The sequence below is a fragment of the Clostridium paraputrificum genome, assembly GCF_900447045.1.
Lineage (GTDB): Bacteria > Bacillota > Clostridia > Clostridiales > Clostridiaceae > Clostridium > Clostridium paraputrificum.
In genome coordinates this window covers 28,126-45,259 of the sequence record NZ_UAWH01000005.1, presented here as the reverse complement: position 1 = coordinate 45,259, position 17,134 = coordinate 28,126, and the positions used below count along the sequence as shown (strand labels likewise).

The 17,134-nt window shown below is 29.9% G+C and carries 12 protein-coding genes; all 12 read right to left on the bottom strand.

The window, feature by feature from the left end:
* Positions 1-4: 4 nt before the first annotated feature.
* The 12 genes from whiA to uvrB all read right to left on the bottom strand — a co-directional run bounded on the left by whiA (position 5) and on the right by uvrB (position 16,957).
* Entirely contained in the window at positions 5-952 is a 948-nt protein-coding gene (gene whiA / locus DR024_RS00325; protein WP_027097259.1) for a DNA-binding protein WhiA, read from the bottom strand.
* 109 nt (positions 953-1,061) lie between these two features.
* Complete coding sequence (locus DR024_RS00320; RefSeq protein ID WP_027097260.1) at positions 1,062-2,411, bottom strand: gluconeogenesis factor YvcK family protein; 1,350 nt, start codon at positions 2,409-2,411, stop codon at positions 1,062-1,064.
* Positions 2,408-3,286, bottom strand: coding sequence for an RNase adapter RapZ (gene rapZ / locus DR024_RS00315; RefSeq protein ID WP_027097261.1), 879 nt, complete (start codon positions 3,284-3,286; stop codon positions 2,408-2,410). The genes DR024_RS00320 and rapZ overlap by 4 nt, the downstream gene beginning before the upstream one ends.
* 400 nt (positions 3,287-3,686) lie before the next feature.
* Positions 3,687-4,010, bottom strand: coding sequence for a hypothetical protein (locus DR024_RS00310; protein ID WP_055184851.1), 324 nt, complete (start codon positions 4,008-4,010; stop codon positions 3,687-3,689).
* A 194-nt stretch (positions 4,011-4,204) separates the two neighbouring features.
* Complete coding sequence (gene murB / locus DR024_RS00305; RefSeq protein ID WP_027097263.1) at positions 4,205-5,122, bottom strand: UDP-N-acetylmuramate dehydrogenase; 918 nt, start codon at positions 5,120-5,122, stop codon at positions 4,205-4,207.
* Positions 5,123-5,246: 124 nt separating this feature from the next.
* Positions 5,247-7,109, bottom strand: a complete 1,863-nt coding sequence (uvrC, locus tag DR024_RS00300) for an excinuclease ABC subunit UvrC (RefSeq protein WP_055184877.1) — start codon at positions 7,107-7,109, stop codon at positions 5,247-5,249.
* Positions 7,110-7,298: 189 nt separating this feature from the next.
* Complete coding sequence (locus DR024_RS00295) at positions 7,299-8,771, bottom strand: peptidoglycan D,D-transpeptidase FtsI family protein (protein ID WP_027097265.1); 1,473 nt, start codon at positions 8,769-8,771, stop codon at positions 7,299-7,301.
* Positions 8,772-8,773: 2 nt separating this feature from the next.
* Positions 8,774-9,997, bottom strand: coding sequence for an FtsW/RodA/SpoVE family cell cycle protein (locus DR024_RS00290; RefSeq protein ID WP_055184853.1), 1,224 nt, complete (start codon positions 9,995-9,997; stop codon positions 8,774-8,776).
* Between the two features lie 23 nt (positions 9,998-10,020).
* Positions 10,021-10,461: an FHA domain-containing protein gene (locus tag DR024_RS00285; RefSeq protein ID WP_027097267.1), complete on the bottom strand. Its 441-nt coding sequence runs from the start codon at positions 10,459-10,461 to the stop codon at positions 10,021-10,023.
* 96 nt (positions 10,462-10,557) lie between these two features.
* The gene (gene uvrA / locus DR024_RS00280) at positions 10,558-13,380 is read right to left on the bottom strand and encodes an excinuclease ABC subunit UvrA (RefSeq protein ID WP_055254539.1); all 2,823 of its coding nucleotides are present in this window, start codon (positions 13,378-13,380) and stop codon (positions 10,558-10,560) included.
* Between the two features lie 218 nt (positions 13,381-13,598).
* Positions 13,599-14,969 carry a WG repeat-containing protein gene (locus DR024_RS00275; RefSeq protein WP_027097269.1) on the bottom strand — a complete coding sequence of 457 codons (1,371 nt, stop codon included), beginning with the start codon at positions 14,967-14,969 and terminating at the stop codon, positions 13,599-13,601.
* 26 nt (positions 14,970-14,995) lie between these two features.
* On the bottom strand, positions 14,996-16,957 hold the full coding sequence (uvrB, locus tag DR024_RS00270; protein ID WP_055254541.1) for an excinuclease ABC subunit UvrB: 1,962 nt from the start codon (positions 16,955-16,957) through the stop codon (positions 14,996-14,998).
* Positions 16,958-17,134 lie beyond the last annotated feature (177 nt).

The following is a 17,134-nucleotide window of genomic DNA, read 5'->3' as shown; positions in this document are numbered from 1 at the left end:
CTTTCTATTCACTAGCTCTTAATTCTTCAGCTATTTTTTCAATTTTTCTTAATCTATGATTTACTCCTGACTTTCCAACTGGTGGATCTAACATTTCTCCAAGTTCTTTTAAAGATTCATCAGGATAATTTAGTCTTAATTCTGCAATTTCCCTTAAATTCTTAGGAAGTCTTTGTAAACCTATTTGTGATTGAATAAGTTTTATACTTTCCACTTGCCTTACAGCTGCATTAACTGTCTTAGATAAATTAGCAGTTTCACAATTAACCAATCTATTTACGTTATTTCTCATTTCCTTCATTATTCTTATATTTTCAAGTTCTAGAAGACAAGAATGAGCCCCAATTATATTAAGTAAATCTACAATTTGCTCCCCTTCTTTTATATAAATGATATAAGAATTTTTTCTTTGGATAACTTTTGAATTTAATCCATAACTATTTATAAGTTTTGACAAGTCTACTGCATATTCTTCGCTATGAGTTACAAATTCTAGATGATATGTCTTCTCTGGATTGCTTATACTACCACCGCCAATAAAAGCACCTCTTATATAAGCTCTTCTTTCTTCATCATCCTTTACCATTTCATCCTCTATCCTATAGTTAATACTCATAACGCCATCAATTTCTCGTAATATACCCGTTTCCTTAAGAAGATTTCTCACACCCATCTCTTCATCAATAACAACCATATATATATTATTCTTTTTTAGAGAATTACTCTTTTTAACCATTAACTTAGAATGTATATTAAAATTATCTTTTAATAATGTAAATATTAATCTCGCACTCCCAGGATTCTCTGTAGTTATTCTAAATGTTATACCTTTTCCACTAAATCCTATAGTTCCACTTACCTTCATAATTGCAGATATTTGTGCTAATGCTTCAGACTTCGTTATATCTACATATCTACAAATTTCTCCTTTTACTTTTGATGAAAATGACATATGGTATTTCTCCTTTTATCTAAAAAACTATTATTTTATAATATTTAATTATAACATAAATTAATACTATAAACGACATAAGAAAAGAACTACCTTTACTTGGTAGTTCTTACAATCCAATGTCCTTATTAATTTTTTCTCTATCCTTAATTCTTTGTGATAAATACATATACTCAATAATTTTCTTTCTATCATACAATAACTTTTTCTCCATTATTGTATCAGCTAAAATCTCTGCAAGCTTATCTGCATTATGCTTAACAGTTCCATTTTTTATTTTTATTAAATCATCACAAATAACTTCTACACTTAAATCTTTTAATTTATCTATATCTAACTTAGCCAATGTAGAACCTTCTTCTAAATATCTACTTTTTATTTCTTCAGATATTTCTCCACTGTTAGCTATTACATAATCAACGATCTCTTTACCACCATATTTTTTTATTATTTTAACATGATCAGATACATCAAAATTATCTGTTTCTCCTGGTTGAGTCATTATATTTGAAACATATATTTTTATAGCATCACTCTTTCTTACACTATTGCTAATCTTTTTTACTAAAAGGTTAGGAATTATACTAGTATATAAGCTTCCAGGACCTATTACAATTGCATCTGCTTCTTTTATAGCATCTAAAGCGTCCTTTAAAGGCTCTGCATTTTCTGGATTTATCATAAGCTTTTTTATTTTAGACTTTTGATTTAATGCCTCAACAGGAATTTGTGATTCTCCTATAACCTTATTTCCATTTTCAAGTATTGCTTCAAGTTGCATATCGTCTAAAGTTACAGGTAAAACTTTTCCTGTAACCGCTAATACCGAACTCATCTTTTGAACTGCATCTTCAAAATTATCTGATATACCATCCATAGCAGCTAAAAATAAATTACCAAAGCTTTGTCCTTTCAAGGTTCCATCTTTAAATCTATATTGCAATAAATCTTCCATAAGAGGTTCTGTATCTGCCAATGCTAATATACAGTTTCTTATATCTCCTGGTGGTAGAATTCCCAAGTCTTCTCTTAATGTTCCCGAGCCTCCCCCATCATCTCCTACAGTAACAATGGCCGTAATATTAGATGTATAATACTTAAGTCCTCTTAACATTGTAGACAAACCAGTTCCTCCACCAATTACTACAATTTTAGGACCCCTTACAAGTAATCTTTTTTCATAAATCATACTTTCAATTTTTTTACTGTCTAATGAAACTTTAATATACCCTTTATTAACAAGTACAATTATTGACTTCATTGCCTCTGTAACCGAAATATATATTACAAATAAACCTGATAAGTTTAAAAATATATAAAACATTTTATAGTAAAAATCATAAAGTCTCTTTGTAACTAATTCTGTAAAACCAAAGGCTATTAATAATATACCAAATACCCCAAATACAACCCATCTCTTAACCTTAATTCCAGGCTTTAACCAGTCTGAAAACCTCATAGTTTCTTTACTCCTTTATGTAGGTCTTCACTGATATCTCTATGTTCTATTCTTGAGTCAAAGCTATCATTAAGTAATTGTTCATGTATTGCATTAGCTATTGCAACTGAACGATGTCTTCCACCTGTACATCCAATAGATACTATAAGTTGTCTTTTCCCCTCTTTTATATAATTAGGTATTAAAAATCTTAACATATCTTCTAATTTTTCAATAAAGCCTTGGGTTTCTTTTTGATCTAACACATATTTTTTTACTGGTTCATCACTACCAGAATACTTCTTTAATTCTGGTATATAGAATGGATTGGGAATAAACCTAACATCAAACACCAAGTCAGAATCTACAGGAATACCATATTTAAAACCAAAGCTTAATATAGTTATAGATAACTGCTTCTCTGGTGATTTAACATCTCCATAATACTCATTTATCTTTTCTCTTAAATCTCTTATAGCGTATTTTGAAGTATCTATTATAATATCTGCTCTATCTTTTACTTCCCTTAACTTATTTCGTTCTTCACTAATACCTGTTAATACTCTTCCTTGCGGTGCTAGAGGATGGCTTCTTCTAGCTTCTTTAAATCTTTTCACTAGAATTTCATCAGAAGCATCTAGAAATAATATTTCGTATTTAAACTCACTAGATTTTAAATACATTAATGATTCAAATAAATCATCAAAGAATACGCCTCCTCTTATATCTATAACCAAAGCCACCTTTTCAATATTACCAGAGTTACATGCTTCTGCAAATTTAGGAATAAGCCTTGGTGGTAAATTGTCTACACAAAAATAGCCCATATCTTCTAAGCTTTTAGTAGCTTCAGTTTTTCCTGCTCCTGATAATCCTGTAACTATTACAAATCTCATACTTTACCTCCTACTAAACCTTACTATTTACACCTATTATATCACACATCAAATGGTATTAACCTATAATAACTGCACAAAACATTTATTTAACAAAAGGTGTATTAGAATGAGAAAGTCATTCCAATACACCTTTCAAAAAGAAGATTTCACCTACTTAAATTTCTTTTCGTAAACATTGTAAGCTATCACTGCTAACGCAGAGCAACCAATTAGTATTGCACTTAAACAACCTACTGTCATAGCCAATCCTCCTACTTAATGTTAAGATAGGCCCCTTTAATGTATCAACTATATATTAAAGGAGGTGCTCTATAGATTTATAACATTCTAGATTGACCACAAATGAAATCTTCCTTATTCATTTTACTTTTATATACTTAATAATAGAACTCTTTAATTAATACTCTTTTCTTTTTATCTTCTCATCTATACTAGAATTTAAACTACTCCATCTTGTTGAAGCAATTATAATTAATATTAATCCTATAAATGAGCCAACTCTTCCTGCAAAATAAATAAGACCTGCACAAACAAAACATGCTATTGCCAATAAAATCATCCCATTACCAAAATCACTTGCCACCTTATCCCTATTTTTTATCTTTCTTAACCTTTCTTCATTAATAGAAGAAATAGAATCTATTTTCTTAGATACCTTAATTCTCAATCCAAACATTAATAAACCTAACCCTATAATTGCAAATATAATAACACCAATCATTTATATCTCCCCTTCCTTTATTTAACTATTATATCACTTGCATTTAATCATTTAAATAAAAAAGGTGGGAGATATTTATTTTCCTTGTTCTATCCTAAGGTCCAAGTCACATTAAAACAAATATCTCCCACTAATACTAAATGTAAAGAAATAAAGAGAGCCTATCCAAAGGCTCCCTTTATCTATATTTCCCTCTATTTGTCTTCTCCAATTATTCTTACTTCAGTATGAAGTTCCACTCCAAATTGCTTTTTAACTTCATTTTGAACATGGGCTATTAAATTTAATACATCTTCTGCTGTTGCACCATCTTTATTGATAACAAAACCAGAATGTTTTTCAGATACAGCAGCTCCTCCTAGTGATGCTCCCTTTAATCCTGCATCTTGAATAAGTTTACCTGCAAAATATCCCTCTGGTCTCTTAAACGTACTACCTGCTGATGGATATTCTAAAGGCTGTTTAGACTCTCTTTTTTCTGTAAGTTCATTAACTCTTTCTCGTATCTTTTCTTTATCTCCCTTAGTCAACTCAAAAGTTGCACTTATTACTACTAAATTATCCTTCATAACTTTAGATGTTCTATATCCTAGTTCAAGTTCTTCTTTAGATAATACCTTTATGTTTCCATCCCTATCTAACACTTCAGCTTCTTTTATTACATTCTTAATTTCACCATCATAAGCTCCAGCATTCATAAATACAGCACCACCTACAGAACCAGGGATACCACATGCAAATTCAAATCCTGTCAAAGAATTTTCTACTGCCTTCTTAGATACATCTTCTAAAAGAGTACCACTACTAGCCTTTATTATATTACCATTTACTTCTATAGATAATAAATTGCTTAATTTTATAACTACTCCTCTAATTCCACCATCTTTAACTAACAAGTTAGAACCATTTCCTATTATAAAATAAGGAATATTTTCGTTCTTACATATTTTTAAAGTTTCCACTACTTGGCTTACCTTTGATGGAATCAATAATATATCCACTGGTCCACCAACCTTAAAATGAATATGATTGCTCATATTTTCATCTATCTTTATCTCAGAATCATCATATATCTTCTTAAAACTATCTATATACTTTAAATATTGATTCATACTACGCTCCTTAAAAGTATTCTCAAAAATAATCTTTAAATAGTATAAAATAATATCAACTATTTAACAAGTTACAACTTCTTAACCTTATATTTTTTTATTATATCATATTAAGTATAAAATGTTACTTCTGATTGAAATAAGAATATATACTTTCAGCAGTTCTTCTATCTATTGTTGGCGTTTCTAATAATTCTTCTATAGTTGCTTTCTTTATATTATCCACGTTTCCAAACTTAGTTAGCAAGGCAATTCTTCTCTTCTCCCCAACATTAGGTATATCTTCTAATACTGAATGTAATGTTCTTTTATCTCTTAATGTTCTATGATATGTAATAGCAAACCTATGGACCTCATCTTGTATCCTTCTAATTAGTTGCATCAAATTAGAATTTCTATTTATTATAATTTCTTTATTATTATATATAATACCTCTTGTTTGGTGTTTATCATCCTTAACTAACCCACAAACATTTATATCTATATTTAATTCATTTAATACCTCTAATGCAACATTAACTTGACCTTTTCCACCATCCATCATAATCAAATCTGGAAAACTAGAAAACTTTCCCTTAGAAAAATCCAAATTTCTTTCTTGAATTTCCCTTATCTCCCTTAAACCATGCTCAAACCTTCTTGTTAATATTTCCCTCATACTATTATAATCATTAGCACCTTTTACAGTTTTTATTCTAAACTTTCTATAATCACTGCTTTTTGCTTTACCTTCTTCAAACACTATCATAGTTCCTACAGAATCTACACCTTGTATATTTGATATATCATATGCTTCAATTCTAAAAGGAGGTTCTTCTAAATTTAAAACTTCTTGAAGTTCACCTACAGAAACTCTATTAATTTCTTTCTCTTTTAATATTTTATCTTTGAATTGCTCCAAGGTTAGTTTCGCATTATCCCTAACCATTTGTAATAAATCTTTCTTTTCACCTTTTTGTGGTACCTTTATCCAAACCTTAGATTCTCTTTTTATAGTTAAAAATTCTTCTAATAGCTCTAAATCCTCTACTACAGGGACATAAATATTTTTAGCAATTTTTCCTGCTCCAGAATAAAAATTAATTATAAACTGACTTATTATTGTCTCATCACTTTCATCAGCTGTATTTTCTAACATAAAATGTTCTCTGCCAGTTATCTTACCATCTCTAAGGAAGAATACTTGAACACATGTGTCTTTTTCATCTTTATATAAATTAATGAAATCTTCATCCCCCTCAGTAACCCTAAACATTTTTTGCTTTTCAACTAAATTTTCAATAGCTAAAATTTTATCTCTAAGAGATGCAGCCTTCTCAAACTTCAGCTCCATAGATGCTTCTTGCATTTCATCTTTTAACTTCTTAAGTATACTTTTATCTTTACCATTTAAAATATCTAAAACTTCATCAATTATTTTATTATAATCCTCTTTTGATATATATCCACCACATGGTGACATACATCTTTTTATGTGATAATTCAAACAAGGCCTTGTAGGAGCCTCTCCTTCAACAATATTCTTCTTACAGGTTCTTATAGGAAATATCTTTCTAATTAGGTTAATGGTCTCATATACTGCAGTTACATTTGTATAAGGCCCAAAATATTTATTTCCATCCCTCACAAAGTTTCTCGTAACAAACACCCTAGGAAAATCTTCATTCGTTGTAATCTTTATAAATGGATAAAACTTGTCATCTTTAAGTGCTATGTTATATTTAGGACTATACTTCTTTATTAGATTGCACTCTAATATTAAGGCTTCCATCTCTGTATCTGTTACTATATATTCAAACTCAGCTATGTTTTTTACCATAGATCGAACTTTTTCTGAGTGATTTTTTGAATTTTGAAAATATTGTCTCACCCTATTTTTAAGTATCTTAGCCTTACCAACATATATAACTTCTCCTAAGCTATTTTTCATTAAATATACACCTGGCTTATCAGGCAAAACTTTTAGTTGATATTCAAAATCAAATATTTTAACCACCTCCTAAATTTATTCTAACTCTTTTTATATTAGTGTTCTACATATTATTATTTATAACATTTATTTTATCTATAGCTTATTAATTTTTTAATATGAAAATATAATAAAATTAAAATTGTATATTTTCCTAGTATAAATAAAAAGAAGAAGATTAATTCTATAATCTTCTCCTCATTATTACTATTTTAATGCTGCTTTCATTACTGCCCCTGCAATTGGTGCAGCTGCTTCTGAACCATATCCTCCATTTTCAACTATAACAGCTACTGCTATTTTAGGATTATCTGCTGGTGCAAAACCTATAAACCAAGCATGAGGCTTTTGTAAATTACCATTACTATCTCTTTGATCAGCTGTTCCAGTTTTACCTGCTGCATTAATACCACTAAAATATGATCTATTTCCAAAGTTATTTTTAACCATATTAACCATATAGTCTTTTATTGTCCTTGCATCACTAGTAGGAAGTACCTGACCATACTTTTTATCTCCATACTTCTTTACTACATTCATATTTAAGTCTACTACTTGATTAACAAGCTTAGGTTCCATCATTACCCCATCATTAGCTATAGTACTTGCTACTAGAGCCATCTGTATTGGAGTTGAAACAATACTACTTTGACCTATACCTGATTGCGCTATCATACCTACTTCATAATTTTCTAGAGTAGGGAATTCACTTTTTGAAATTGAGAACCCTGTAGAAGGAATATCTTTATTAAATCCAAAATCTTCTGCTGTTTGTTTTAGAGTTTTATTTCCTAACTCTTGTGCTAAAGTACCAAACACTACATTACTAGAAACTTGGAAAGCTTTTTTTAAATCAATATTTCCATAAACTTTATTTTGACTGTTAGATAAAGATTGACCACCACCAAGCTCTATCTTTCCTTTATCTTCAAAAATTCTTTTTGTTATTCCATCAATATTTTCAAGGGCACTAGCTGTTGTTATAACCTTAAAAGTAGATCCAGGTGGATATTTACCTGAAGTAGCCCTATTTATAAGTGGGCTTCCTAAATCCTCTCCAGCATTAATTTTATTCATTACTGTTTCTAAATCGTTAGGATTATATGTTGGTTTTGATACCATTGCTAGTACTTCTCCAGTATTAGGATCTAAAGCAACTACAGCCCCTTTTCTATTTCCTAACGCATCGTAGGCAGCCTTTTGAACGTCATAATCTAATGTTGTTATAACTCCATTACCTACTTTATTTTCCTCTTTACTTCTATCTTTAAATGCTTCTTTTAATGATTCAAAACTTAAATCCTTAAAGAAATTTCTTAATCCAACTTGCACACTACTATATGTAGTTAGCTCTGTATCAAAAGTTTTTTCTAAACCTGATAAATCATACTTTTGACTGGCATAACCTAATGCGTGTACATATAAATCTCCGTATACATATTCTCTAGATTGAGTTAAAGTCCCTGTTCTTTCACTCTTAGTTAGTGCATTTTTATCTCTATCGTATATAGTTCCTCTAACAACTTCATTTCTCTTTGCCCATAATCTTTTATTTCCAGCATCAGCTGCTATATCAGGCGCCTTAAATGTTTGAAAATACGCTATATATGATATTAGAGCTACAAAGAAGAATAAAAATATTATCATTACTTTTTTTACACTATCTTTAAAATCATTCATCTTTAGCCCTCCTCTGAAACCTTTTGTAATAAACCTAAGGTAAAGAACATAGTTACCATAGAACTACCACCATAACTTACAAAAGGTAATGTTATACCTGTTAAAGGAATAACTGCAAATATACCGCCTACAATTACTAAAGCTTGACATGCAATCATTATACTAAATCCAACAGCAACTAATTGGGAAAATTTATCATCCGTTACAAATGCTATTCTTATCGCTCTATAAAACAGCAAGAAAAATATTATCAATATTCCTATTCCAAATATTATTCCAAACTCCTCACATATTGCTGCAAAGATATAATCACTTTCCTTTACAGGAACAAATCCTGGATATCCTTGTCCTAAGCCAGAACCAAGCATACCTCCAGAAGATATTGAATATAATCCTTGAGTTACTTGATAATATCCATATCCATTAGGATCTGCCCAAGGATTTCTCCATATATCAACTCTTGTTCTTACATGTGGGAACAGCTTATATGCTATACTTGACCCTAATGCAAAAAGACCAAGACATGTAAAGGCATACTTTTTCTTTGATGTAGCGATATACAATACTGATACTGATATTCCAAAGAATATTAATGCTGATCCTAAATCTCTCTGTAAAACTAAGCATCCTAAGAAAATCATTACTACTATAGCAGGCTGAATAAGCTGCTTAATATGTTCAAATCCCTTTTTCGTATTATCAAAATCCTTCAAAACTGATGCCAGATATATTACTAAAAATATCTTTCCAAACTCTGAAGGCTGAAATCCAAATTGCCCTAAGAATACCCAGTTTTTTGCTCCATTTAATTCTTTTCCCAATAATAAGGCCATAGGTGCAAAAATAAGAGTTGCTACTAGGTATATAGTTTTATATTTTGCAAAGCTCCTAATATTAGGTACAATTACAACTGTCAAAATATACACAATAATACCAACTATAAACCAAACTATTTGTTTTATAGCCAGTGATGTTTCTAGTCTATATAACATGGCTATTCCGATTACAGACAAAATTCCTGCAAAAATCAATAAAAATTTATCTCCATCTGGATAAAATCTTCTTATAACAAAATGTGAATATCCTATAACTAAACACAATGCTCCACCAATTATAAGTGCTTTTTTATCTATAGGATCAGATAATATAGCTAGATTACTAAAAAGGCCTATACATAAAATATAAGTAAGTATAAGTAACTTTCTTTCATCCTTTCGCATTTTCATATAATCACCTCTAACTCTTCCAGTTAACCTAATACCTTAAGCTTAGTTGTTCCTATTGTAACTATATCTTTGCTAAATAATTTGACCCTTCCATTAATTTTCTTATCATTAACGAAAGTTCCATTTGTACTATTTAAATCTTCAATTAACAACACATTGTTCTTAACAATTAGCTTTGCATGATTACCTGATACATGTAAATCTTGCAATATAATAGAGTTATCCTCTTTTCTCCCTATAGTTATAATACCTTTAACTGGAATTACTGAACCCTTCTTTAAGTTTCCTTCTTCACTAATTTCTATTACTTCCAACCCATGATTTTTCCTAGATTCTGAAGGTCTTCTTCTTCCGCCACCTTTAACATCTTTATACATTATCTTTAATGCTGAGTATATTAAAGAATATAATAAAATTATAAAAAAGATTCCAAATACTATGGCAGATAATTTCGTAAAATTCATAACTTCACCTCGAAAACTTTTCATATATAAGTAGATTATACAACAAAAGTTATATAAAACCATAATATTTATACTTAACTAAGAATAATTTAAGATTTATATCATCCTCTTTAGATACTTACCTGTATAGGATTCTTCACATTTAGCAACCTTTTCTGGAGTACCTTGAACAATTAAAGTACCTCCCTTATCTCCACCCTCTGGTCCCAAATCAATAATATAATCTGCACACTTAATCATATCTAAATTATGCTCTATAACTACAACTGTATTTCCTGCATCTACCAATCTTTGTAATATTTCAACTAATCGGCTTACATCATCTATATGTAAACCTGTTGTAGGCTCATCTAGTATATATAATGTTTTTCCTGTACTTCTTTTAGATAATTCATATGCTAACTTTATTCTTTGTGCTTCTCCTCCAGATAATTGGGTAGATGGTTGACCCAATCTTACATACCCTAGTCCTACGTCATATAATGTTTGTAACTTATTCTTTATCCTTGGTAAATTTTCAAAAAACTCTAGTCCTTCTTCCACTGTCATATTTAATATATCATCAATATTCTTACCTTTATATTTTACTTCTAAAGTTTCTCTATTATACCTCTTACCTTTACATACTTCACAAGGTACATATACATCTGATAAGAACTGCATTTCTATTTTTATTATTCCATCACCTGAACAAGCTTCACATCTTCCCCCCTTTACATTGAAAGAAAATCTACCTGGCTTATATCCTCTCATTTTTGCTTCAGTAGTATTAGCAAACAATTCTCTTATTATATCAAAAGTTCCTGTATATGTAGCAGGATTTGATCTTGGAGTCCTTCCTATAGGGCTTTGGTCTATATCAATAATTTTATCAATATTTTCATATCCCGTAATTTCTTTATGTGAGCCTACTGGATTTTTGCTTCTATTTACAATCTTATTTAATCCTTTATATAAGATTTCATTAACTAATGTACTCTTCCCTGATCCAGAAACCCCTGTAATCATTGTTAAAGTTCCTAACGGTATTGAAACATTTATATTTTTTAAATTATTTTCTTTTGCTCCTTTAATGGTAATCTTATTGCCATTTCCTTTTCTTCTTACCTTAGGAACATCTATTTTTTTCTTCCCACTCAAATATTGACCAGTAATTGATTTTTCATTATTTACTATCTCATCAAATGTTCCAGCTGCAACAATTTCCCCACCATGTTCACCAGCTCTTGGTCCAATATCTACAATATAATCTGCTTCTCTCATTGTATCTTCATCATGTTCTACAACTATAACAGTATTACCTACATCCCTTAAGTTTTTCAATGTAGCTATTAATTTATCATTATCTCTTTGATGAAGACCTATACTTGGTTCATCTAAAATATAAAGAACTCCCATTAAAGATGATCCTATTTGTGTTGCTAACCTGATTCTTTGTGATTCTCCTCCTGATAAAGTACCTGAATTTCTTGATAAATTTAAATAATCTAATCCTACATCTATTAGGAAATTTAATCTACTTCTTATTTCCTTTAATATTTGCTCACTAATAATTTTATTTTTCTCTGAGAATTCTATTCCATCTAAAAACTCTAATTCTTCTCTAATTGGCATACTTGTAAATTCATAAATATTTTTCCCACCAACCTTAACGGATAAGGCCTCTTTTTTCAACCTTGCTCCACTACACTTTGGACAATGATTATCGCTCATATATTGTTCGATTTCATTTTTCATCATATCTGAATTTGTTTCACTATATCTTTTAGTTAAATTATTGATTTCTCCTGGATATGAATAATTATATTCAGCAGTAACCCCTTCCTTTGTATAAGTAACATTAAGTTTCTTTCCCTTAGTACCATAAAGAATTACATCTACTATTTCCTTAGGTAAATCCTTTATTGGAGTATTAAGTGAAAAATCATATTCCTTACTTAAAGCTTGAAGTATTGCATAAGTCCAAGAGTCATCTTTTAACCTTCCAGCTCCCCAGCTTGAAATTGCCCCCTCCATAAGACTTAGACTTTTATCTGGTATTACTAAATCTGGATCTATTTCATATAGAGTTCCTAGACCATCACAATAATCACATTTACCAAATGGTGAATTAAAAGAAAATAATCTAGGAGCTAGTTCATCTATACTTATTCCACAATCAGGACAAGCAAATTTTTCACTAAATAATATATCATCATCTCCTATAACACTTACAAGTGCTAATCCTTCTCCTAGCTTTAAGGCTGTTTCTAAAGAATCTGTAAGCCTTCCCTCTATTCCATCCTTTATAATTATTCTATCTACTACTGCTTCTATATTATGCTTTATATTCTTCTCTAACTTTATTTCATCTTCTGATAAATCGTATATCTCTCCGTCTATTCTTGCTCTGACAAAACCATTTTTCTTTATTGTTTCTATTACTTTTTCATGATTCCCTTTTCTACCTCTTATAAGTGGAGATAATATTAAAATCTTAGTTCTATCCCCAAGAGACATTACTTTATCAACAATTTGGTCAACAGATTGTTGACTTATCTCTTTACCACACTTTGGACAATATGGTGTTCCAACTCTTGCATATAATAATCTTAAGTAATCATATATTTCTGTTATTGTACCAACTGTAGACCTAGGATTCTTACTTGTAGTCTTTTGATCTATTGATATAGCTGGTGATAATCCTTCTATATAATCAACATCAGGCTTATTCATCTGACCTAAGAATTGTCTTGCATAAGCAGATAGTGACTCTACATACCTTCTTTGCCCTTCTGCATACAATGTATCAAAAGCTAAAGATGATTTTCCAGAACCTGATAGCCCTGTAAATACCACTAACTTATCTCTTGGAATTTCTAAATCAACATTTTTAAGATTATGTACTCTAGCTCCCTTAATTACTATTTTATCTATCATACTCTTGTCCCCTCTTCATTTTATATATATATTCTGTCCATATTAAACTTAACCAATCTGCGAACGTAAGTTCCTATTATTGTATTTTAAACTTTATATTTATTCTTGTCAATTATTGAGAAGAATATGAAAAAAACATAATAAAATCATTTTTTCTAAGCTGTTTATACTTTCCTATACATTAAAAAAATGCTATGACACCTGTCATAGCATTAATACTACTTTGCAATTTTGCCATGTATATTTATAGTAACATTCTCATCTTTATCATTTCTCAATAATAATATATTTTCTTCATAATCATCACCATATAAATCTGTATTATTAATATAATATCTGTCATCTAATTCTAATAATAACTTTCCCTTTTGTGAATATACTTTTGTATTGGTATTATCACTTTTAGACAGTATTATAAAATCCCCATAAAACTGAACTATTACTTCATTTAAATCTTCAATTTTATTCCCCATCTTACCTACTAAATATTCATGCTCGTTGCTACTTAATACATTTATTTCTCCGTACCACTCATTTACATCGGTATATCCTAACTCAGTATAATTAGCTATTATATTTCCTTTATTATCAATACAGACTATTTCATACTTACTTCCATTGTATATCTCCCCATAACTTATTCCATTGATAACCTTATTAACGAAATCTACTTCTGCTTCAAAAACTATATTTCCCTCATAATCCATAAATCCACATTTATTATTTCCGCTACGGAATATTACTCCATCTTTTTGATACCTTATAATATCTCTTTCATCAATAGGTAAGTTTATCTTTTTACCTGTGTTATCAATCAAATAATAATTTTCATCATCACTACACAAGAAATATTTATTTTCATAGGACCTTATATAGTCAAATCCACTGTTAACTAGCTTTTTACCATTCTTCCCAATAAGATAATAATTATCTTTATCTTTAACAATAGCTACTCCATTAATAAAATCCTCACAGTACTCATATTTAGCTTTAACTAATATATTGCCTCTAGCATCAATGTATCCGTACTTATTTCTTTTCTTATAAGTTGCTATGCCATCAACAAAATTGCTAACATAAATATCTTCATCTATTTCACATATTTTTTCCCCATCATAGTCAATTAAAACACTTTTACCATTTTCTTCAGCCATAGCATAACCACCACAAAATGGTCTAGCATAATAATAGGCATTATCAAATATGTAATTTCCATCCTTTGAAATGTACCTATATCTATTATCCTTTTCTACTAATCCTATACCTTCGCTAAAAATTGTAGCATTATCAAATTTAGCTTCTATAACTACATTCATGTTTTCATCTACATATCCCCATTTTTTATTCTCTGCTTGATATGGATAGTACTTAACATCCTCATACTTTAAAACTACTTCTTCAATCTCTACATATACTTCTTCTTCCTCCTCTTCTTCACTAGAGAACCAACTTAAAATTTTATTAAAATCAGGTAAAGATATGCTACTATCTTTTGATAACCTAATTCCTATTGTAGTAAATACCCCAATTATAGAAATTATTAATACTACAATAATAGAAAACACTATAACTTCATTTTTCCTTTTCAAAAGCCCCTTCTCCTCTTACCACCTTATTATTTTTTTAATTGCTCTATCATATCCCTCAATTGAGCAGCTCTTTCAAATTGTAAGTTCTTAGCTGCATCCATCATTTCTTCTGTATACTTTTTAATAAGCTTTTCTTTTTCCTTTTTACTCATTTTTTCTTCAGCTTTATATTCAACTGCTTCTTCAGCAACTTTTGTGGCTTCTATTACATCTCTTACTTCCTTTAATATTGTCTTTGGCGTTATTCCATGTTCCTCATTATATTGTTCTTGTATTTCTCTTCTTCTATTAGTTTCCTTTATAGCTCTATCCATAGATCTAGTAATATTATCTGCATACATTATTACCTTACTTTCAGAATTTCTAGCTGCCCTTCCTATTGTTTGTATCAATGATGTTTCAGATCTTAAGAACCCTTCTTTGTCAGCATCCAAGATAGCTACTAATGCTACTTCTGGAATATCTAACCCTTCTCTTAAAAGATTTATACCTACTAAAACATCATATTCACCTAACCTAAGTTCCCTTATTATTTTCATTCTTTCTATTGTTTCAATATCAGAATGCATGTATGTTGTTTTTATTCCTAACTCTGTTAGATACTTAGTTAAATCTTCTGCCATCCTCTTAGTTAAAGTAGTTATTAAAGTTCTAAATCCTTTTTCTGTAGTCTTCTTAATTTCAGCATACAAATCATCAATCTGACCTTTTATTGGCCTTATAATTATTTCAGGATCTATCAATCCTGTTGGTCTAATTATTTGTTCTGCTATAACAGATGAATTATCTAACTCATATTGGCTTGGTGTAGCACTTACATAAACAACCTGATTTATTTTCTTTTCAAATTCTGGAAACTGAAGAGGCCTATTATCATATGCACAAGGTAACCTAAAGCCATAATCCACCAAGGTATTTTTTCTTGATCTATCTCCAGCATACATTGCCCTTACTTGAGGTAGGGTTACATGACTTTCATCAATAAACATTAGATAGTCATCTGGGAAATAATCTAGTAATGTTTTAGGTGGAGTCCCAGGATCCCTTGAGTCTAATATTCTTGAATAATTTTCTATTCCACTGCAATATCCCATTTCTCTCATCATTTCTATATCAAAATTTGTTCTTTGTCTTAATCTTTGTGCTTCCAATAATTTATCTTGAGCATTCAACTCCCTTAATCTTTCTTCAAGTTCATCCTCAATTCTACTAATTGCTTTTTCTAATGTTTCCTGTGATGTAGCAAAGTGCGACGCAGGGAATATAGCAACATGCTCCCTATCACCAAGTATATTTCCTGTAAGCACATCAAATTCACGTATTCTATCAATTTCTTCACCAAAAAATTCTACTCTTATTCCTTTATTAGAAGAAGAAGCCGGAATTATATCTAAAGAATCCCCTCTAACTCTAAATGTTCCTCTCTTAAAATCTATATCATTTCTTTCATACTGTATATCTATTAATCTTCTTACTATTTCATCCCTATCTTTTTCCATTCCTGTTCTTAAACTTACAGTTAATTTCTTGTATTCATCTGGATTACCAAGTCCATAAATACAGGACACTGAGGCAACTATAATTACATCCCTTCTCTCAAATAAAGCAGATGTAGCAGAGTGCCTTAACTTGTCTATCTCATCATTAATTGACGCATCTTTCTCTATAAATGTATCTGTTTGAGGAACATAAGCTTCTGGTTGATAGTAATCATAATATGATACAAAATATTCAACTATATTATCAGGAAAAAATTCTTTAAATTCTGAACATAGTTGAGCCGCCAAAGTCTTATTATGGGCCAGTATTATTGTAGGTCTTTGAAGTCTTTCAATAATATTTGCCATAGTAAAAGTTTTCCCTGATCCTGTTACCCCCAGTAATGTCTGCCCTTTATGATTTTCTTTTAATGATTCTACTAATGTGTCTATGGCTTGAGGTTGATCACCGGTTGGTTTAAATTTCGAATGTATTTTAAAGCTATTCATCATTAATCTCCTATCTCGAACTTATATTCGTATTATTATTTTACTTTTTTTGTATATTATAGTCAATAATATTAGTACTTAAAGCCCTTTTTATTCAAAAAAGTGGAATAGATATTTATTTTGCTTGTTCCGTCGCAAGCTCCAGGTCACAGAAAAGTAAATATCTATTCCCCTCCT